The 20,523-nt window shown below is 64.2% G+C and carries 17 protein-coding genes; 4 read left to right on the top strand and 13 right to left on the bottom strand.

What is annotated here, in order from left to right:
* Positions 1 to 23 precede the first annotated feature (23 nt).
* From ligD to AC1VXD_RS01915, 3 genes are all read right to left on the bottom strand, one after another.
* Positions 24 to 2,495: a DNA ligase D gene (ligD, locus tag AC1VXD_RS01905; protein ID WP_482990583.1), complete on the bottom strand. Its 2,472-nt coding sequence runs from the start codon at positions 2,493 to 2,495 to the stop codon at positions 24 to 26.
* A gap of 3 nt (positions 2,496 to 2,498) precedes the next feature.
* On the bottom strand, positions 2,499 to 3,428 hold the full coding sequence (gene ku, locus AC1VXD_RS01910; RefSeq protein WP_482990584.1) for a non-homologous end joining protein Ku: 930 nt from the start codon (positions 3,426 to 3,428) through the stop codon (positions 2,499 to 2,501).
* 107 nt (positions 3,429 to 3,535) lie between these two features.
* Positions 3,536 to 3,934, bottom strand: a complete 399-nt coding sequence (locus AC1VXD_RS01915; protein WP_482990585.1) for a hypothetical protein — start codon at positions 3,932 to 3,934, stop codon at positions 3,536 to 3,538.
* A 149-nt stretch (positions 3,935 to 4,083) separates the two neighbouring features.
* Between AC1VXD_RS01915 and AC1VXD_RS01920 the strand changes: the two genes are divergently transcribed.
* Entirely contained in the window at positions 4,084 to 4,473 is a 390-nt protein-coding gene (locus AC1VXD_RS01920; RefSeq protein WP_482990586.1) for a hypothetical protein, read from the top strand.
* A 54-nt stretch (positions 4,474 to 4,527) separates the two neighbouring features.
* On the opposite strand, the gene AC1VXD_RS01925 is transcribed toward AC1VXD_RS01920, so the two are convergent.
* Complete coding sequence (locus AC1VXD_RS01925) at positions 4,528 to 6,651, bottom strand: TonB-dependent receptor family protein (protein ID WP_482990587.1); 2,124 nt, start codon at positions 6,649 to 6,651, stop codon at positions 4,528 to 4,530.
* A gap of 168 nt (positions 6,652 to 6,819) precedes the next feature.
* On the opposite strand from AC1VXD_RS01925, the gene AC1VXD_RS01930 reads away from it, so the two are divergent.
* The 3 genes from AC1VXD_RS01930 (at position 6,820) to AC1VXD_RS01940 (ending at position 10,188) form a co-directional block, all read left to right on the top strand.
* Positions 6,820 to 8,022, top strand: a complete 1,203-nt coding sequence (locus tag AC1VXD_RS01930; RefSeq protein WP_482990588.1) for an amino acid aminotransferase — start codon at positions 6,820 to 6,822, stop codon at positions 8,020 to 8,022.
* Between the two features lie 333 nt (positions 8,023 to 8,355).
* On the top strand, positions 8,356 to 9,372 hold the full coding sequence (locus AC1VXD_RS01935) for a class 1 fructose-bisphosphatase (RefSeq protein ID WP_482990589.1): 1,017 nt from the start codon (positions 8,356 to 8,358) through the stop codon (positions 9,370 to 9,372).
* A gap of 108 nt (positions 9,373 to 9,480) precedes the next feature.
* Positions 9,481 to 10,188: a 2OG-Fe(II) oxygenase gene (locus tag AC1VXD_RS01940; RefSeq protein ID WP_482990590.1), complete on the top strand. Its 708-nt coding sequence runs from the start codon at positions 9,481 to 9,483 to the stop codon at positions 10,186 to 10,188.
* Between the two features lie 49 nt (positions 10,189 to 10,237).
* On the opposite strand, the gene AC1VXD_RS01945 is transcribed toward AC1VXD_RS01940, so the two are convergent.
* The 9 genes from AC1VXD_RS01945 to AC1VXD_RS01985 all read right to left on the bottom strand — a co-directional run bounded on the left by AC1VXD_RS01945 (position 10,238) and on the right by AC1VXD_RS01985 (position 20,502).
* Positions 10,238 to 10,600 (bottom strand): hypothetical protein, encoded by a 363-nt coding sequence (locus tag AC1VXD_RS01945; protein WP_482990591.1) that lies wholly within the window; start codon positions 10,598 to 10,600, stop codon positions 10,238 to 10,240.
* A 584-nt stretch (positions 10,601 to 11,184) separates the two neighbouring features.
* Positions 11,185 to 11,772: a hypothetical protein gene (locus AC1VXD_RS01950; RefSeq protein WP_482990592.1), complete on the bottom strand. Its 588-nt coding sequence runs from the start codon at positions 11,770 to 11,772 to the stop codon at positions 11,185 to 11,187.
* Positions 11,773 to 12,376: 604 nt separating this feature from the next.
* Positions 12,377 to 14,590 carry an RHS repeat-associated core domain-containing protein gene (locus AC1VXD_RS01955; RefSeq protein WP_482990593.1) on the bottom strand — a complete coding sequence of 738 codons (2,214 nt, stop codon included), beginning with the start codon at positions 14,588 to 14,590 and terminating at the stop codon, positions 12,377 to 12,379.
* Positions 14,591 to 14,605: 15 nt separating this feature from the next.
* Positions 14,606 to 15,571, bottom strand: a complete 966-nt coding sequence (locus AC1VXD_RS01960; RefSeq protein ID WP_482990594.1) for a hypothetical protein — start codon at positions 15,569 to 15,571, stop codon at positions 14,606 to 14,608.
* A 71-nt stretch (positions 15,572 to 15,642) separates the two neighbouring features.
* The gene (locus AC1VXD_RS01965; RefSeq protein ID WP_482990595.1) at positions 15,643 to 16,878 is read right to left on the bottom strand and encodes a hypothetical protein; all 1,236 of its coding nucleotides are present in this window, start codon (positions 16,876 to 16,878) and stop codon (positions 15,643 to 15,645) included.
* A 20-nt stretch (positions 16,879 to 16,898) separates the two neighbouring features.
* Positions 16,899 to 17,855 carry a DUF6531 domain-containing protein gene (locus AC1VXD_RS01970; protein WP_482990596.1) on the bottom strand — a complete coding sequence of 319 codons (957 nt, stop codon included), beginning with the start codon at positions 17,853 to 17,855 and terminating at the stop codon, positions 16,899 to 16,901.
* A gap of 280 nt (positions 17,856 to 18,135) precedes the next feature.
* Positions 18,136 to 19,248, bottom strand: a complete 1,113-nt coding sequence (locus AC1VXD_RS01975) for a PA0069 family radical SAM protein (RefSeq protein WP_482990597.1) — start codon at positions 19,246 to 19,248, stop codon at positions 18,136 to 18,138.
* A 246-nt stretch (positions 19,249 to 19,494) separates the two neighbouring features.
* Positions 19,495 to 20,238 (bottom strand): pyridoxine 5'-phosphate synthase, encoded by a 744-nt coding sequence (locus tag AC1VXD_RS01980; protein ID WP_482990598.1) that lies wholly within the window; start codon positions 20,236 to 20,238, stop codon positions 19,495 to 19,497.
* A 9-nt stretch (positions 20,239 to 20,247) separates the two neighbouring features.
* A complete protein-coding gene (locus tag AC1VXD_RS01985) occupies positions 20,248 to 20,502 on the bottom strand; it encodes a hypothetical protein (protein WP_164073006.1) in 255 nt (84 codons plus the stop codon).
* Positions 20,503 to 20,523: the final 21 nt, after the last annotated feature.

The raw sequence follows: 20,523 nt of genomic DNA on the forward strand, positions 1-20,523 counted from the left end.
CGCTCACCGGACGCGGCCCGGCGCTACCGATCAACGGTCGGCAACACCTGCTTCAACGGTTCCATCCCGCGCCACGGGTCTTCCTTCAGGCGCTTCGCGCGCGCAAGCGCCTTCTCCAACGGGAACGCATCGGCGGCGCTCACTCTCGCCAGCTCCTCCCAGCGCAGCGGCACCGCCACGCCTGCGCCCTCACGCGCGCGCAGCGACCACGAACACACGCTGGTGGCGCCGCGCGTATTGCGCAGCCAGTCGATGAAGATCACGCCCCCGCGCTTGGCCTTGCTCATCGTCGCCACATAGCGGTCGGGCTGCTCCAGCGCCATCGACTGGGCGAAGGCTTCGCAGAACGCCTTGACCTGGTCCCAATCGGCTTTCGGCTGCAGCGGCACCACCACGTGCACGCCCTTGCCGCCGGACAGCCGCACGAAGCTCTGCAGGCCGACCTGCAACAGGCGGTCGCGCACATCGCGCGCACCCGCCTTCACCTGCGCCCAGCTCACGCCTTCGCCGGGGTCCAGATCGAACACCAGCCGGTCCGGATGCTCGGGATCCTCGACCGTCGCGCCCCACGGGTGCAGCTCCAGCGTGTTCATCTGCACCAGCTGCAGCAGGCCACGCGCATCATCGATGTAGACGTAGTCCTCGCGGCCGCTCTTCTGCTGCAGCGGCACCGCATGCACGGCGTCGCCCAGGCCGGGGCCATGGTGCTTCTGGAAGAAGCAGGCCTTGCCGACGCCATCCGGGCAGCGCAGCAGTGACAGCGGGCGGCCGGCGATCTCCGGCAGGATCCAGCGCGCCATCTGCTGGTAGTAGTCGGCCACGTCGCCCTTGCTGAGCTTGCGCTGCGGGTACACCACCCGTTGCGGATGGCTGATGGTCACCGCGGCATCACCGCTGCCTGCTGCCGGTGCCACGCCCAGGTCCTGCGTCTGTTTATCGCTGCGCAGGCGCTTGAAGCTGGCCTGGCGCAGCAGCCCTTCCTTGCCCCAGCCGCGGAAAGCCACTTCAGCCACCACCACCGGTTTCACCCAGCGCACGCTTGCCGCGCGGAAGGGAACATGCGCCGGCAGCTCCAGCACCGCTTTCTTCACCGCCAGCGGTGCCAGCGCGCTGCTCAGCGCCTTCAACGCCGCATCGTCGAAGCCGGTGCCGACCCGACCGACATAGCGCAGGCCGCCGGCATCGGGCGTGGCCAGCAGCAGCGAACCGAAGCCGACCCGGCCGCCCTTGGGCGCGGTGTGGCCGACGACGACGAATTCGTCGGTGTCTTCGTGCTTCACCTTCACCCAGCTGCGCGCGCGGGCATTCACGTAGGGCGCATCGACCTGCTTGCTGACGATGCCTTCGAAGCCGGCCTCACCGCTGGCGGCGAACACCGCAGGGCCATGGTCGAGCACGTGTTCGCTGTAGGCCAGCGTGCCCGGCTCCGGTCCGACCAGGTCCTTGAGTAGCGCCTTGCGTTGCAGCAGCGGCGCGCGGCTGATGTCCACGCCGGCCACACCGGGCAGATCGAACACGATGTAGCGCAGTGGTTGTTTCGAGCTGCCATCGATGACACGCTGCAGAGCCGCGAAGTCGCTGCGGCCCTGCTTGTCGAGCACGACCAGCTCGCCGTCCAGGCGCGCATCACGCACCGGCAACGCGCGCACGGCCTGGGCGACTTCGGGGAAGTCACCGGTCCAGTCCAGGCCATTGCGCGAGCGCAGTTTCAGCTCGCCGTCGTGCAGATCTGCCAGCAGGCGGTAGCCATCCCACTTGATCTCATGCAGCCAGCGTTCGCCATCGGGTGCGGTGTCGCGGTGATCGGTCAGCTGCGGCTTGAAGCCGCGCGGATACGGATGGTCGCGTGCACCAGAAAGCTCCAGCGCGCGCGCATGCCAGCGTGCATCTGCCTTGCGGGGCGCGCGCGATGCCTTCTTCGCTGCTTTCTTCGCCCGCTTTGCTGCGGCCCTGGATGCAGGCATGGCGTTCTCCAGAAGATCATCGGCCTCGGCGTCGCGCGCGTCGGCATCATCACGCTTGATCAGCAGCCACTGCACCTGCCGCCCTTTCATGGCCGTGCGTACCAGCTTCCAGCCGCCACTCAAGCGTTGCCCGTGCAGCACGAAGTCGATCTTGCCATCGGCCAGCGCCTGCAATGGGTCGCCTTCGCAGGCCCAGCTGCCATGGTCGAACACCTGCACGTGGCCGGCGCCGTAATGGCCCTCGGGAATATCCCCTTCGAAGCCGGCATAGGACAGCGGATGGTCCTCCACTTCCACCGCCAGGCGCTTCTCGCCTACCCGCAGCGACGGGCCCTTGGGCACCGCCCAGCTCTTCAGCACACCGTCCATTTCCAGGCGGAAATCGTAGTGCCGCGAACTGGCGTGGTGCAGCTGGATGACGAACTGCGGGCGCCGCTTCGAGTTGCCCGCGGCCGGGCCATCATCCGGCTCCGGCGTCTGCCCGCTGCCACCGCCGAGGCGTCGCTTGCGACGGTACTGGTGCAGCGACATGGCTCAGCCTGCCTTGCGGCGCGGTGCGGTCTTCTTCGTCGCCTTGGCGGCCTTGCCCGCGGTCTTCTTCGTGGCTTTCTTCGCAGCCTTCTTCGCCGGTGCCTTGCGCGTCGCGGTCTTCTTCGCCGGCGTGCGCTTGTTGGCATCCAGGCTCTTCTGCAGCAGCGCCATGAAGTCCACCACGTTGGTGCTGGCATCCTCGTGCACCGCCGGCTCCTCTTCCACCTGGGTGGTGCCGCCCTTGGCCTTGATGCGCTTGTTCAAGACCTGCTGCAGGCGCTCGCGGAATTCATCGTGGTACTGCGTAGGGTCCCAGTCACCGGCCATCGATTCGATCAACTGCTCGGCCATCGCGGTTTCCTTGCTGGTGATCCTGTAATCGGAAAGACTGCCGGTGGGCAGCTTGTAGTCCTCCGGGTCGACCAGCTCCTGCGGGTAGCGCAGGATCATCAGCACCAGCGCGTCTACATTGGGCATCACTGCACAGAGATACTCGCGCGTGCGCACCACTACGCGGGCGATACCCACTTTGCCTGTGCTGCGCAGCGTCTCGCGCAACAGCACGTAGCCCTTCTCGGCCTTTTTGCCCGGTACCAGCAGGTAGGGCTTTTCGAAGTAGCGGGGATCGATCTGCGCGGCGTCGACGAACGACTCCACCTCCACTGTTTCATGGCTCTCCGGCGCGGCCGAGCGGATGTCCCCTTCCTCGAGCACGACATAACTGCCCTTGTCGTACTCGAAGGCTTTGACGATGTCCTTCCACGGTACTTCCTCGCCGGTATCGGCGTTCACCCGCTCGAAACGGATTGGCTTGCGATCGCGCGAGTCCAGCATCCGGAACTGCAGGTCGACCTTGCGCTCGCCAGACATCAGCGACACCGGCACGTTCAGCAGGCCGAAGGAGAGAGTACCGGTCCAGATCGGGCGGGCCATGGGCGCACCAGTCAGTCAGCAGGGGCACCCAGCTTCAGCGGTGCGCCGTGAAACGCCTGTGTCCGGGCTGTGCAGGCGGCATGGCCGGGCAGCTGCCGCGGCCGCCCCTATTGAAGGAGGGGCCTGACGGCGGTAGCAGGAATGTGGTCCAGCGCGCGCCAGGCGTCTTCAACCACCGGCCACGCCTGCTCCCAATCCAGGCGTGACTGCCCTCGCATCTGTTCCCAATGCGCGGCCAGCTCCTCGCAGGTATCCGCATCACCTCCCCGGGGCCAGTCGGCGGCATGGGTGGTCAAGGCGAAGGCGTAGACCGGGCACAGGTCACGCCAGTTCCGCTGGCCGTGGCTGCGGCGCCCTTCGTAGTCAGTCAGCATGTACTGCATGTAGTCCTGCGCCACCGCCTGCGGATCCGGGTGGCGGCGGCTGCCCCGCTTCGGGCTGCGCGCTGACAACGGGTCCAGCAGCGCATTGAAGACGGACGGTGCGGGTCGTTCCAGGCGGGCCATGGCGGGGTCCTGCATCAGTGTCTGGGCTGGCAGGGATACGCGCCACGCTGTTATGCACTGGTGACAGAGGTGTTCATGACGCGGGGTTCGCAGTGGCTTTACCTCCACAGCGGTTAAGTGGGGTCCCCGCCCAGCGAGAAGAGACCGCCATGAACCGAGACACCTCCCGAGACCCGCTGCGCGAGACGACGGCGCCCGTAGCTGGCGAGCAGCGCAGCAAGCACGACAATGATGAGGCCGATTTCCGCGGCACCGGCGCCCCCTTCGTCGATGCTGGAAACCATCCGGTGCATCCCGACCCGGGCAACCCGCAGGCCCCGCAGCAGGACGCGCCGCATCTGCCTGTAAAGCGCGAGGCTGATCAGGCGGCCCTGGACCGTAAGGACTGTGGCGACCGTAATCGCGGAGGTCAGGAAAGCCCGCTCAAGCGCCGCGAGCGCAAGCAGCATGCCAGCGACAACCAGGACCAGGCCTTGGAAGAGACGTTTCCGGCCAGTGACCCGACCTCACCCTTCGTACCGGCCAAGGCACCGGATTGAGGCCACGGGCGCCAGCGTAGCGCTGGCCGCACTGGCGGCCGCCGGCCACGCGCATCAGCGCCATGACCACTGCAGGCCCACGCTGGCGCGCCGGTCCGGGCCCGGTTCGTAAAATCGACCGTTGCCATCGTTGACGATCACCGAGCCGATGTAGGCCTGGTCCAGCAGGTTGTCCAGCCGCGCGAAGGCACGCAGGTCGCCGCCGGGCAGGGTCCAGCGGCGGCCGGCTTCCAGGTTCAGCACGGTGTAGCCGGGCGCGCGCTCGGTGGCCAGGTCGTTCACCACCGTGTCGCTGCTGGCGTTGGCTTCCAGCGCCCACTGCCAGTCGCCGCGCGACCACTGCAGACGGGCGAAGGCCTGCTGCCGCGGCACGCCAGGCAGGCGGCTGCCGGCGGCCACCATGGTGTCGGGCACGCGGCAACCACTGCCACCGCAGGTCAGGTACGGCGAACGCACCTGTGCCTGCAGCCATGTCCAGGCCAGCTGCAGTTCCCATTGCTCGGCCAGCGGCTGCTGGTACTGCAGTTCCACGCCCTGTCGGCGGGTGCGGCCGATGTTGCGGTAGGTGCTGCGGCCATTGGTGTTGCTGGCAACGGCCAGCTCGTCGTCGGTAACGGCGCGGAACACGCTGACATCGAGCTGGGTTCCGTTCTGCGCATGCCACTTGCTGCCGACTTCGATATTGCGGCTGCGCGCGGCCGACAGGTCCAGCGCCAGGCCGGCCTGCCCGTCGCTGCGGTAGCCCAGCTCATTGAAGGTGGGGGTCTCGAAGCCGCGTCCGACCGCCGCGTGCAGGCGCCACTGCGGGGTCGCCTCGAAGCTGACCCCGGCCACCGGCGTGGTCGCCTGGTAGCGGCGGCGGCCGCTGTCGTCGGGATTGCTGCCGGTGATGTAGCGGTCGTCCGACTCAAAGCGGACGGCACTGTGGCGCACGCCGGCCAGCAGCGACCAGCGCGGGCTCCACTGCCACCACGCCTGGGCGAACTGGTCGACGTTCTGCACGGTATCGATCTGGTCGCGGCGCAGGCGGCCGCGCACGCCCAGGGTGGTGCCGACGAAGTTCTCGTAGCCGGTGCGGTGCTGGCGCTGGCGGTCGGCGCTGATGCCCGCCACCACGTCCAGCGGGCGCCCGGCCAGGTCACCGTTCCAGCCCCAGCGCGCGTCCGTCCCGCCATAGCCGCCGTCCAGGTCGATTACGCCGCCGGCATGCAGCGGGTTGGCTTGCGCGGTGGGCGGAATCGGCAGGAACTGGGTCACCGCGCGCTGCCCGGCATAGCCCATCAGCTGCCAGCGCTGGGCGCCGCTTTCGCGGGTCCAACGCAGGCCGGCCTGCTGCTGCCGCACCGATTTGCGGGTGTTGTACTGCTCGGCCAAGGCCGTGGCCTGGCGCGGGTTGGCCGCCACCTGGGTGCGGGTCAGGCCCAGCGGGTCCTGCGCATCGGGGGCATCCAGCGCGTTGAGCAGCAGCTCCAGGCGGCCGCCGCCGACTTCAGCGCCGAGCCGAGCGTTGAGCGATTCACGCCGCGCCTCGCTGTGGTCGCGCCAGCCATCGGTGTGGAAGTGGTTGGCGGCGATGTTGTAGTCGATCACCGGGCCGGCACCGCGCAGCTGCGCGCCGACGCTGACGGTGCTGTCGGCACCGGCGTTCACCCGCAGCCGCCACGGATCGCCAGTCTGGCCCTGCGCGCTCCACACCTGCAGCACGCCGCCGGAGGAGTTGCCGTACAGCGCGGAGAACGGGCCGCGCAGCACTTCGATGCGCTCGGCGCCGAGCAGGCTGGCGTGCGACAGCTGGCCCTGGCCATCGGGCATGGTGGCCGGCACGCCATCGATCAGCACGCGCACGCCGCGCACGCCGAAGGTGGAACGCGCGCCGAAGCCACGGATCGACAGCTGGGTGTCCTGTGCATAGTTCTGGCGGTCACGGGCCAGCACCCCGGGCACCCCGGCCAGCGCCTCGGACACCTGCACCCCGGGCCCGCTGCGGTCGTCGCCCACCCACACCGTGTCCTGGCTGGCCGGCAGCGCGAACGGATCGATGCCTTGCACGCGTGCGGCCTGCACTTCCACGGTCGGCAGCTGCTGCGGGGCAGGGTCGGCGGCGTTCTGGGCCAGCACCGGCAGCGGCAGCAGGGCGATCAACAGGGGCAGGCGGCGGGGCACCAGGGAATCGTTCATCGTTCAGCTACACGCACGGCGGGGAAACAACACGCCATGGTACGGGGTGCGGCGTGACGACGGCCGCCGCGCGCGTGGCACGCTTTGTTACGATGGCATGGCTGTGGCCGACGGCCGCTGCTTCACGACCCGCGCTTCTTCTCCCCCTTAAACAGAACGAGTACTGCCGTGTCCTTCTTTGCAAACGTGGAACTGGTCCCGGGCGACCCGATCCTGGGCCTGACCGAGGCGTACAACGCCGACAGCCGCCCGACCAAGGTCAACCTGGGTGTGGGCATCTACTACGACGAGAGCGGCCGCATTCCGCTGCTTCGCGCCGTCAAGCAGATCGAGCAGCAGCTCGCCACCGAAGCCAAACCGCGTGGCTACCTGCCGATCGACGGCCTGCCTGCCTACACGCAGGCGACCCGTGAACTGGTGTTCGGCAAGGACTCGCCGCTGCTGGCCGCCGGCCGCGTCACCACCGCACAGACCGTCGGTGGCAGCGGTGCGCTGCGCGTCGGCGCCGACGTTCTGAAGAAGCTGCTGCCGCACGCCACCATCGCCATCAGCAACCCGAGCTGGGAAAACCATCGCGCGGTGTTCGGTGCCGCCGGTTTCGACGTGGTCGAGTACACCTACTTCGACGCCGCCACCCATGGCGTGGATTTCGACGGCATGCTGGCCGATCTGCAGAAGCTGCAGGCCGGCACGGTGGTGCTGCTGCACGCCTGCTGCCACAACCCCACCGGCGCCGACCTCACCGTCAGCCAGTGGAAGCAGGTGGCCGAAGTCCTGAAGGACAAGCAGCTGTTCCCCTTCATCGACATGGCCTACCAGGGCTTCGACAAGGGCATCGAGCAGGATGGCGCCGCCGTGCGCATCATCGCCGAAGCCGGCATCGACAGCTTCATCGTCGCCAACTCGTACTCCAAGTCGTTCTCTCTGTACGGCGAACGCGTGGGTGCGCTGTCGATGGTCGCCCCGACCGCCGTTGATGCGAAGGCTGTGCAGTCGCAGGTCAAGCGCGTGATCCGCACGATCTACTCCAGCCCGTCCACCCACGGTGCCGCGCTGGTGGCCGGCGTGCTGACCAACCCGGACCTGCGTGCGATGTGGGAGCAGGAACTGACCGAGATGCGCGAGCGCATCCACGCCCTGCGCCAGGGCCTGGTCGAAAAGCTCGCCGCCGCCGGTGCCCCGCAGTTCGCCTTCATCAACGAACAGGCCGGCATGTTCTCCTACTCCGGCCTGAGCCGTGAGCAGGTGGAACGCCTGCGCGACGAGTTCGGCATCTACGCCGTCGGCACCGGCCGCATCTGCGTGGCCGCGCTGAACCAGAACAACCTGGAATACGTCGCCAAGGCCGTGGCCACCGTCGCCAAGGGCTGAAGCAACGCAGCACCTGCTTGAAAACAAAGGCGCCGAAAGGCGCCTTTGTTTTTGCTCTGCCTTTGACACCCGCCCCGCGCTCGCGGCGAACCCTGAAGCGCGCGGGAGGGGGAGGCGATGCAGGACCGTTGGCGCCATGGATGGCGCCATCGAGCCCCCATGGATGGGTTCACGGCGTGTCCTGCATCGCCTCCCCCTCCCGCGCGCCTCCACAACAGGAAGGCGCCACGCAGCGCAATTCCCCTGTAAACGATTTCGCCTCAAACCAATCACGCACGCGCCGCGCACAGCAGCGACAATAGGCGTTTTCCCGCTGCCGAGACCTGCCCGCTCATGTCCCGTACTTCGTTGACCCGTTTCCTGATCCAGGAACAGCACGCCGGCCGCATCAACGCCGACCTGCGCCAGCTGATCGCCGTGGTCGCCCGCGCCTGCACCAGCATCTCCATCGCCGTCAGCAAGGGCGCCCTCGGCGGCGTACTCGGCGAAGCCGGCACCGGCAACGTGCAGGGCGAAGCACAGAAGAAGCTGGACGTCATCAGCAACGAGATTCTGCTGGAAGCCAACGCCTGGGGCGGTCACCTCGCCGCCTGCGCATCGGAAGAGATGGACCACAGCCAGCCCGTACCGGACATCTACCCGCGCGGTGATTTCCTGCTGCTGTTCGATCCCCTCGATGGCAGCTCCAACATCGACGTCAACGTCTCCGTCGGCACCATCTTCTCGGTGCTGCGCTGCCCGACCAACGTCGAACTGCCGGGCGATGAAGCCTTCCTGCAGCCGGGCAGCAGGCAGATTGCCGCCGGCTACTGCATCTACGGGCCCAGCACCCAGCTGGTGCTCAGCGTCGGCCACGGCACGCATGCCTTCACCCTGGACCGCGAGACCGGCGAGTTCGTGCTGACCACCGAGAACATGCAGATTCCAGCGGCCACCCAGGAATTCGCCATCAACATGTCCAACCAGCGCCACTGGGAAGCACCGATGCAGGGCTACGTGCAGGACCTGCTGGCCGGCAGGGAAGGCGCGCGCGGCAAGAACTTCAACATGCGCTGGATCGCCAGCATGGTCGCCGACGTGCATCGCATCCTCACCCGCGGCGGCATCTTCATCTACCCGTGGGACAAGAAGGAACCGGACAAGGCCGGCAAGCTGCGCCTGATGTACGAAGCCAACCCGATGGGCCTGCTGGTCGAGCAGGCCGGCGGCGCCGCATCCACCGGTCGCGAACGCATCCTCGACATGCAGCCCAACCACCTGCACCAGCGCGTGCCGGTGTTCCTCGGCTCGCGCGAGGAAGTGGCCGAAGCGGTGCGTTATCACCAGGAGCATGACGCGAAGACCGCTTGAAGGCGGCCATCCCTACAGCGGCCATGGCAGTGCGATGACATGACCGCGGGGTGACAGCAGCGGCGGCAAACGGCACCATCAAGCCCTTGCCGCCGAAGGATTGCATGCATGCACGAGCCGGGCCCGGTCGATTTCATCGAAGTCATCCACAACGCCGTCCCCAGTGACGTGTGCGCCGCCATCGTTGCCCGCATGCGCAGCAGCCAGGGCCTGAAACCCGGTGCGGTAGGCAGCGGTGTATTCCCCGAACTCAAGCACAGCAAGGATCTGCGCATCAGCGGCCTGGATGCGTGGCGCGACGTGGACAACGCGCTGCAACAGGCAGTTTTCGCCGGGCTGCAGACTTATCTACGTCGTTATCCACAGGCACTGATCGCACCGTTGATGTTGCAGATCCAGGACAGCAACGGCCAACCGCGCCGACTGTCAGCCGGGGATTTCCCCGACATGGCACCGGAGCAGCTGGCCGAACTGGCCCGGACCTGCCTGCGCCCCGGCGCGATCAACCTGCAGTGGTACGCGGCGGGCGAGGGCGGTTACCCGTACTGGCACTGCGAGCTGTACCCGAAGGATGCGCAGGCCGAGACGTTGCATCGGCACGTGTTGTGGACGCTGTACCTCAACGACGACTTTGAAGAGGGCGAGACCGAGTTCCTGTTCCAGGGCCGCAAGATCGCCCCGCGCACCGGCAGCCTGCTGATCGCCCCGACCGCGTTCACCCACACCCATCGCGGCAACCGGCCGCAGGGCGGCGACAAGTTCATCGCCACCAGCTGGATCCTTTTCCAGAGCGCGCAGAAGCTGTTTGGCGGGTAGAGTCGAGCTTGCTCGACTGCTCTTCTCTCTCAGTCGAGCAAGCTTGACGCTACGAGACCTGCTTACGCCCATACCACTTCGGTCGCTCGTTGGCGACAGGCAACGTGGCGTTTCGCGAGTGGAGATACATCCCCGGCATCCAGGTCAGAACGCCTTGCGCGATCAGCGCCGCAATGCCCCAGAACCATTGCGCTGTCAGGATGCTGGCAACGAAGATCAGTCCCAGAGGCGCTAAAGCCATCAGCGACAGTACGTGCCAGATGGCGGGCGCCACGTAGCCAAGCTCCGACACCACTTCCGATCCACAGCTGCTGCAGCGGGTGCAGGTCTTCCTTTCGATTGCCTGGTAGATCGGAAACCTCTGCCTGGCTGCCCTGCAGGCCGGACAGGAGAAGGTGAACGGCAATCTCATTTCTACGTCCCGGTTCCAAACACTAGTGAAAGGCCGGCATCAGACCAGAGGCAACGAACACCAGCGCCGTCAGACGTCTCGGGTGCCTCGCGGATTGTGGCGTGGGAGCGAAGCATTCGGCTCTATTCTCCTGGTGCCGCTTGTTGCGCTCTCTCTCTGTATACAAGCTGCAGTAGAAGCAGGAGGACTTCAAAAACCAGGTAGGTCGCGCCAAGCGCTGCCAGGTAACTCCATCCGCTTGCTACACCAGGACCGCAGTACGCTCCAGTAAGGCACCCGAAGAGCGGCCGAAGGATCTGAGCTTCGACCAGCAATGCAGCGGCCGCGATAGCGAGCTTCGCGACTACGGATGATGCCTTCCTGAGCATGCTCCCTCGAACGCTGCGGAGATCGCGCAGGATTCTCATGACGCGTACCGGAAGGATACCAACGGCACCTGCGCCGATGAGTCCAAGAAGATAGATCAAAGCGGTGGGTATCACGTGGCCCATATGCTTCCCTTGAGCGCGATTCCAGTGGTCCAGTCAAGCGGATGTCCAGATGTCCTTGATGCAAGGTCGAGGCGACGAATACAGCAGAAGGCATCAGCCTGGCTCCAACTGCCTTTTTGAGGGATGCGCCTCTACAAAGGGAGAGTCATCGGCATGCGGCCTCCCCTCCCACGCACCGAGTTCGGTAATGTTCGCGCTGCCGGCCTTGATTGCACGATGGATGCTGACAGGAACATTGCAGTCTCCGGGCCAGTCCAAAGGGCTTGCGAGCGTGAACGTCGCCCGCAATGAAACCTCAACACGGTGACGCTCGACTGCGTCGACGGTGACCTCACCCGTAGCGGCCGTGCTGTAGCAGCCACTCTTGCCTGCAAAAGCGCTTGCTCCGTTGCTGAAGAACGCGCGTACTCCCTGCTCTCCGATAGTGAAGACCTGTCCGACACGCGGGGATTCGGGAAGTACTACCGTCAGCTTTGAGAAGCTCGAACGGTCGGCATTCCAGGTACGCTTGAAGTCCCTCACAGCGACGACGGTTTGTTCACCATCGGAAACTCTGTGGCATGAGAAGGGCAGGCTTCTCGTATCAACCTCAAGGCATCTTTCCTCAACCGATGATGCGTGGGTCAAGAAGAACGCCGATCGATCAGCCGCTTCTGCCATCACCGGAAACGAAGCCAGCATGCCCAACGCAATTGAGTGGGTGCGCAGACTACTGCGCACAGCCACAGCCGCCCCCGTTGATCCATTGCTTCTGGTTCTCTGTGCGTGCTGCCGCATCCTGGTAAATCTCCGCGTGAGGCCCTTCTGTGGCCGATCCATACCGGACTTGATGCCAGCCGTCCTTTGCCATAGTTCATGAACGGTGGTGTCGTACAAATCCAGCATACCCAGTGGAGACAGTTCTTTGAGTCAGCACGCGGAGGCGGCGGCTCCTGCAACCTCCTGCAATCCAACTTGGGCCAGTGGCTGTTCTCCACGTTGAAGCCCATGCACCTGCGCGCAAGCTTGAATCAGTTGTTTGCCAAGAGCATCAGGAGAACAGCGATAACGCGAATTCCCGACACCTTCCGCTAACGCTCTCCTTGTCCTCTAGAGCTTCCGAGTGAGCGCCGTCGATACAGAATGACCGCTGCTGCTGCTCCGAATATCGCCATGCCAAGGCCAACAACTTCCTTTTCTCCAAAGGACTCGCCTGATAGAAATCTTCCGGTAGTCACCACTATGAAATTCAATGGAAGCATCAGAAGGAATGCGATTCCGAGCCAAAAAAGTACTTTCATGATATTTATTTTCCACAATCACAGGGCGATGTAGGATCCATCACATTATCCTTTATTCCTTTGGCAACTTCGTTTGCGTCTGAAAACTTCGCGTTTCCTCGCAGCACACTTCGAATTCCTTTAGTCAGGCCCGTGACAGTGTTGAAGTCGCTCGCATATCGGCCAATCTGAGCTCCGTGTCCGCCAAGTACTGCACCGCCGACTTTTTCCAATGCTGGCGTCCTCTGTTTGCCGTCGAAGGCTGTCGCCAGATTGTTGGCACCATCGTGAAATGTTGCAAGGCCAAGGGCAGCCACAGATAAACCTGCAAGTCCTCCGTCCTCGCTTCCGGCAAGGGACGCAATGATGGCATCTGCCCCGCCTGTAGCCAAGGCGCTGGCTCCTGCGACCATGTCGACCGCCCCCAGCACTGCTCCAAGGTAGTCCGTCTTGCATAGGCCAAGCGAATCAATGCCGGTGATCGGGTTTCCCTGGACGTATGCGTAGGTGTTTGTCCCCCCCGCCAGTCCAATTGGATCACTCTGCACATACCGCCCCGCGCTCGCATCATAGTCGCGGAAGCCGTTGTACCAGAGCCCACTCTCTTCATCGTAATACTGCCCCGGGAATCCGATGTTCAGGCCACCGATGTCGTCCTTGAGGACGCTGCGTCCGTAGGCATAGTTGTACGCCTTCCACACCACCTGCTGCGTCTTGTTGGTCGCGTACTCAGGTCGGCCAAGGTGATCATTGTGGATGTAGTTCACCGCACCATTGCGATCAATGCCTACGAGTTCGTTGCCAAACCACAGGTAATTCGTCCAGGTCGTGCCTGTCTGTTCGGACAACAGTTGATTTTGGCCAGCGTAGAAGTAGCGACTCGTTGAGTTGGCGCCGCTCTTGCCGACGCGTTGGCCTTGTGCATTGATCAGGTAGTCCGTGCGCAGGCCACCGATGTTGCTTTGTACCATCCGATTGAATGGCCCGTAAGTAAACGTGGAGATCCGGCTTCCAGATGTCTCGCTGATCCGGTTTCCCAGCGCATCGTACTGATAGCTGCGCGTACCGTCGACATTGCCGAACTCCAGCATCCGGTTGCTCTTCGCATCGATGACATAGCGGGTCGCCTCTGTCTTGGCGGTGAGCGCGGCGTAGTTGCCGCCGGCATCGTGACTGAGCGTGTACGTGGTGCCGGATCGGGCCAGCGTGGTCAAGCGTCCCAAGCGGTCGTAGCCCAGCGTCTGACTGAGACTTGCAGTTACGTCGTCGTTAATGGCGGTGATTTCATCATCGCCGTTGTAGCGATAGGACGTACGGCTGAGCGCGGTGCTCTGCTCATTGCGCACCGCTTTGGCCGACAACCTGCCAGATGCGTCCATTGCGAAGCTTTGCACCAGGCTGTTTCCATAGGGCATGCGTTCAAGGGTGCCCAGCGAGGTGTACTTGCTCGGCCCAATGATCTGCTGGGTTACGGTGCCCTTGGTCAACGAGAGTGACTGTGGGTAGCCGAGGGAATTGTACGTGTACCGTGCAACACCTCCATCGGGATAGGTGATGCTGGCGCCTCTGCCGATGGCGTCATAGGTGTAGCTCACAGTACCTTCGGTGATATTGCCAGCCAGCGTGGTCTGATCTGTGCGGCTCACCAGCTGGCCCACTACGGAGTAGGTGAATCGAGCGCTGGTCCCCGGGGCGGCATGGGAACACAGCCTCCCCTTTCCGTTGACGCAGTTGTCATACGTGTAGGACTGTTGCTGTCCATCTGCGCTCTGTGCCGTGAGGCGGCCGAGACCGTCGTATCCATAGCCGACTGCACTGCCGTCACTGCGTACAGTTGCGATGCGCTGTCCTGCCGCATCGTACTCATGATCGGTTCGACCCGTGTCCGGACTGGACTGCATCCACAGCTGGCCGAAGCCATCGGTCTGGTATGTGGTTTTCAGCCCACGCGGATCGGTCACCGAAGTAAGCCGATCCCCCTTGTCGTAGGTGAAACGAGTAGTACCCCCTGCGGCATCGGTCTGGACAACAAGCCGCCCGCGGGGATCATAGGAAAACTTGGTCGCGTGATTCTGCGAGTCCGTTGTCTGGGTAAGACGATCTTCAAGATCGTAGGCATAACGGATGTTGCGCCCCTGATCGGTGCTTTCCGCGACGAGCCGTCCGAGCTCGTCATACTCGTAGTTCACTGCGGAAACGATGGTATTCAGCCCCATCAAGGCCAAAGCAATGCTCGACATGTTCCTGGGCTTTCCTTAGCGCGGTTCTTCACAGAATTTCGGGTTGCAGCTGCCCTTGTCGTTCTCGGCTCTCACCGTTACCTGGCCCTGAGGCCCCCAGGCAGTAGAGCCGGATGCCAGCTGGCCCATGTACTGGAATTGAGCAACGCCACTGCCGCTGTTCACTGGCGCAACGTTCACCGTGAACGTTGCTACCTCACCCGGTGCTACCGCGCCCGGAAGTCCGATGGCATCGCTGGTACGCAGCGTCTTCAGGACCATGTAGGTATCGCCGGGCGTCCAGATGACGTTACCGGTGTTTCGGAACTGGAAGGTCACCGTCGCGGACTGGCCATTGAAGATGTGTGCGGGCGCTGCGGATGCGGCGATGAGATCAGCGGCCTTGACCAGAGCCGGGATAGTGAATTGACCCGAGCGGCTGATCGTCAGGTTGGCGCCGCCGGAGGGAGATAGCCCGTGGATGTAGATGGTCTTGCCACCATGTGACTGGCGCGCCGCGCCGTCCAGCGGGATGTTGAAGGCGTATGCCTTCCCTCGCGCCTGGCATGCATTGGCCACATTCGTGTCCGAGGCGAGGTTGGCCCGCGCCCCGGTGACGAAGCTTCCTCCGCCCGCTGCCGCGCCTGCGTAGACATGCACGTCGATCGACGCATCCTCGCCCTGTGCACACGCCCACCCTCGGACGGTGTAGTTCCATCCTTGATCGCGCGAAACATCGTCGATGTAGCCAGTGATCTCTGCTGCTGGAATTGAATGGACGGCCGACGTGCCGAGCGCACGATTGCCACTCGCACCCAACGGCGACAGGCCGTAGACGGTTACCTTGCGCCCGCCGAGCTGTTGTCTCTGCGAAAGGCTGATGGGCAGCTGGAACCGATAGGCAGAACCCTTGGTAGCGCACTGCGCGGCGATGGCTGGCTCACTGGCGAGATTTGCCGTTACGCCCCCGAGATAGACGTTGCCCTCTGCGTAGCCATCCACCTGGATTGAGGATGCAGAGCCTGTCGAGCATGCCCATCCGCGCACCGACCAATTCCACTGCGCGTCATGGTTTATGTCGTCGATGTTGCCCCTGACCTCAGTGTTCTCCGCGTAGTCAGCGTAGGCGCGCTCGCTCCGTGTGCGGTTCGAGGCTGCGTCGTACGTGTGCCGCGTCCATGACCAGGTCCCGTTACCGAGCGGTATACCTCGCTCAGCAGTCGCCTGCCTGCGTCGTAGCGGTACTCTGTCTTGATGCCAACGGGTGTGGTTACGCTGGCGACGTCGCCAGTGGCGTTGTACGTCGTCGTCGTGACTGCCCAGCTGGAGCCTGTGTTGATCCGATCTGTCAGCACGCGACCGCGGGCGTCATAGGTGAACTCCCGCACATCCCCGTTCACACCCGTGATGCGTCCCGGCTGTCCCATCTCGTTGTACGCGGCGTAAGTGATCCGGTGCCCGAGTGCGTTGGTCACGCTGACGAGGTCACCCTTGGTATTGAAGGTGGAGGTTACGTCGTCCTGTGCGAGTGGCCCATCTTCCTTGACTGATGCCGTCAGTCCATTTGGATGATAGGTGTAGCTGTAGCGGGTAGTTCTGGCCTGGTCCTTTACACCTACGGAGGTCAGGTTCCGGGTCGTGACCGAACTGACATTTCCGCGCCCGACGTAGGTGAAGCTCGTCTCACGGTCACCAGCAAGGGTTTCCTTCAGCAGATGCCGCCCTGCTGCGTCCCACTGGAAGAGTGAGACGCGTTCAGCAGTGCTGCCCACGGCTTCTGTTTTCTTGAGAAGGTTGCCTTCGGGGCTATAGTCAAAGTCGGTGATGTTGTCGACAAAGTCATGGGCAATGTCGGGGTTTCCGTTGGCGTCGTAGGTGCGTTCCTTGTAGCTGGCCGGGCAGGTTGAGGAGCGACTGCCCGTTACGGACACCTGGAGCCCATTCTCGTAAGCGTAGGTTGTCGTGCGGCCTTTGGGATTGGTCTCACTGACCTTCAGCTTGGTCGGGTGGGTGCGCTCCGCAGCGTCCGCTAGAAGCACGGCCTGTGAGCCAGAGCCAGCTGCAAGTTGAAGCGATCCGCCTGGCAGTGAGCGCGGCTGGATGCAGATCTGCCCTTGGCCCGGCTTGTATTCGCACCAGCCGGTCTCGTCACTGCCGCGGATGGGACCGGGTCGGACAGGCGCGGGGGGCGCAGCGACGGGCTTGCTTTGCTCGATGACATAGCTGAATGTATGTCTTTCGATTCCGCCTGCATGTTCGGAGAGCGTTGCGCGCTTGTTGGCGTCATAGGCAAAGGTGGAATAGCGCACACCGTTGTATGACTTTCCAGTCAGCCCCCCGGATAGCGTGCGTCCTCGTAGTGATAGGTGATGCTCGTCTGCGGCGAACCCGGCAGTGTCGTGCTCGCAAGTCGCCCCCGTCCAGTCCCGAACGCATTGGCCGTATAGCTGTACTGGTAGACGTTGCCCGCCGGATCTCTGACCTGCGTCAGCAGGCCATTGTTCCAGGTGAACAGGATGCTTCGGCCGGAAGAGTGCGTAACCGTCTGCAGGTACTTGTTGCTGTAAGCGAAGGTCCAGTAGACCCCCTGCTCGTTGCGCAGTTCGGTTATGTAGCCATCTGCATCGTAGCGCTCGCTCCCGAGCTCTTCATTGTTCAGCGTGAAACTACCATCGCTGTTCTTCACCAGATAGGCGATCGGCTTGGCCCGGTCCTCGTTCCACCGCGCCTGCGCTTCGTTCCAGATCAGCTTGATGCGTCGTCCGTCCGGACGCTGTGCCCAGGCAGTCTTCTGCGCGTTCGAGAATGCCAGGCTGTAGTCGAAGTTGCTGATCCAGTGATTGCCGAAGAGACCACCTGCACTCCAATGGTGGTTGTAGGTCCGTTCCAGGTACAGCCCCATCTCACCGGCAACGGTAAAGTCCCGCTCGATCTCAACCTTGTTTCCGGTGTAGAGCACGACCGGATTGCCCTTGACTTCGCCGCAGTCATCGCGACGATCATCCGTCTCCTGTTCCACGGCCGTCTTCGACGGACGCGTGATGCGGGAATGGTAGGGAACACCCCGACCGATGGAGATCACTCCTCCCACGCCAATTGAAGGGACGCGCGTGTGCGTTACGGTGATCCTCTCCATGTCCGTGGTGTCGGAGGATCCATTGAGGTTCTGAAAATAGATCTGGTGCGATCGCTTTGCGGAAGCAGCAGGCACCCAGGCCGCGCTCGTCAACATCAGTGGGATCAACACGAAAGCGGTGGCGCAGCTGCTTTTCGAACGGAGCTTCATGCTCTTGGAATTCCTTGATTGCCGGATCTTTGCTAAATCGCATCTGAACGTGAGCGTCCAGAGGATGCGGATAGTAGTCTGCCAAGCGGGTGATTGACCAGCACTGGTTCGTCATCCTCGCGTCCTATGCGGGTGCTCGCAGATGAATGCCTGTGAGGTGATGCCGGATGCGACACCATCAGCCGCGTCGAAAGCAAACGCAGGGCGGCAATCGTTCATCGCAGCGAACTTGCTCGAGTGCCTTTCCGCTTTCAGTCGAGCAAGTTCAACTTTATGGGAATCAGAACAACGACCCCTGTGGCGATTCCTTCCGCGGCGGCAACGGCTTCTGGAACCGGCTGCAATCCAGCTTCGGCCAATGGCTGTTCTGCGCGTTGAACCCAAGACGCTTTCGCGCCAGCTTGAACCGGTTGTTCAACAGATCCGCATACACGCCCTGGCCGCGCATGCGCGTGCCGAACTGGCTGTCGTAGTCCTTGCCGCCACGCAGCTGCTGGATGGTGCTCATCACGTGTGCAGCGCGATCGGGATGATGCGTGTCCAGCCAGTCGCGGAACAGCGGGGCCACTTCCAGCGGCAGGCGCAGCAGCACGTAACCGGCGGTGCCGGCGCCGGCATCATGCGCGGCTTCCAGCACGGCCTCCAGCTCGCTGTCGTTGATCCACGGAATGACCGGCGCCACCATCACGCCCACCGGAATGCCGGCCTCGTGCAGGCGCTTCATCGCGCGCAGCCGGGCGTGCGGTGCCGACGCGCGCGGTTCCAGCTTCGCCGACAGGTGCGGGTCCAGCGAGGTCACCGAGAAGTGCACGCTGACCAGGTTCTCTGCGGCCAGCGGTGCCAGCAGATCGATATCGCGCTCCACCAGCGCATTCTTGGTGATCAGCGAGAACGGATGCTTCGTCTCCAGCATCACTTCGATCAGCTGGCGGGTCAGCTTGAGCTTGCGCTCGATCGGCTGGTAGGCATCGGTGTTGATGCCCAGCGCGATGGGCTGCGGCACGTAGCCGGGCTTCGACAGTTCCTTGCGCAGCAGTTGCGGTGCGTTGGTCTTGGCGAACAGCTTGGTCTCGAAGTCCAGGCCCGGTGACAGATTCAGATAGGCGTGCGAAGGCCGGGCGAAGCAGTATGAGCAGCCATGCTCGCAGCCGCGGTAGGGATTCACCGACTGGCTGAAACCCACGTCCGGGGAGGTGTTGCGGCTGATGATGCTGCGCGCGGTCTCGGCACGCACCTCGGTGCGCAGGCGCGGGGCGAGGAATTCTTCGCTTTCGTCGATGGCCCAGCCGTCATCGACCGCTTCGCTCACCGTGCTTTCGAAGCGGCCAGCCAGGTAGGAGGTGGAACCCCGGCCCTTGATGGCGGCCTGGGCGTTGCGAGGGTGGGATTGCATGGCGCCCTCCGGCCGTTTGAGAGGCGTTAGTATTATTGCTAACCACAGGCGGCGCAAGCGGCCAGGATTCACCTAGCTGTAGGCGTTGGGGCGGATCCAGCGGCACGTTGACCCCAGTGTTATCCACAGGTTTCACGTGATCGCGCAGGCGCCATCGCTGCAGCAGGCCGGAAGCATGCGCCACGCACGTCTCAGCATCTGCGATGGGCAAAGCGGTGGCTGCCGGGCAGCGCCCGGCGTCAGCCGTTACAGCAGGGCCAGGTAACCCCGAACGGTGGTATCGAGCCCGTCGTACAGGGCCTCGCCGATCAGCGCGTGGCCGATCGACACCTCCAGCACCTCCGGCACTGCGGCCAGGAAGTCGCGCAGGTTGTCCTGCGAAAGGTCATGGCCGGCATTCACACCGAGGCCGACGGCCCGCGCACGGCGCGCTGCGGTGGCGAACAGGTCCAGCATCGCGGCGGCATCGCCGGCCGCGTGCGCTTCGGCATACGGGCCGGTGTACAGCTCGATGCGGTCGGCGCCGACTGCGGCGGCCTGTTCCAGCAGCGGGTTGCCGGCATCCACGAACAGGCTGACGCGGCAGCCCATCGCCTTCAGTTCGGCCACCAGCGGGCGCAGGCGCTCGCCATCGCGCTCGAAGTCGAAGCCGTGGTCCGAGGTGATCTGGCCATCGCCATCGGGCACCAGGGTGGCCTGCGCCGGGCGGGTCTGCGCGCACAGCGGCAGCAGGCCCGGATAGCCCTCGCGCGGCGGCGCGAACGGGTTGCCTTCGATGTTGAACTCAACGCCGCGGGCGCGGGTCAGGGTCGACAGCGCCAGCACGTCCTCGGCGGTGATGTGGCGACGGTCCGGCCGGGGGTGCACGGTGATGCCGTGGGCGCCGGCGTCCAGGCAGGCCTGGGCCGCACGCACGACATCGGGTTCGGCACCGCCGCGCGAGTTGCGCAGGACGGCGATCTTGTTGACGTTGACGCTGAGCTGGGTCATGGAACGGAACTACGGTGCGGAAGAGGGTGGGGGCGTGCCGTCATGCGCGCGGGCCTGCTCACGCAGGCGGCGCAGCTCCTCGGCATCGACCAGGGTGGACGGATCGCGCTGCAGGTCGCCAAAGCGGGCCACGTAGCGGCCACGCACCCACGCCAGCAGGAAGCCGAGGGCGGCCAGCAGGGCCAGCGACATCAGGCCCATGTGCGGGGTCTTCAGCGCGAAGGCGAAGCAGCCCAGCGCCAGCAGCAGGTACAGCCAGTACATGTTCCAGTCCTCCCCGGGCAT

The sequence above is a fragment of the Stenotrophomonas sp. STEN054 genome, assembly GCF_056854535.1.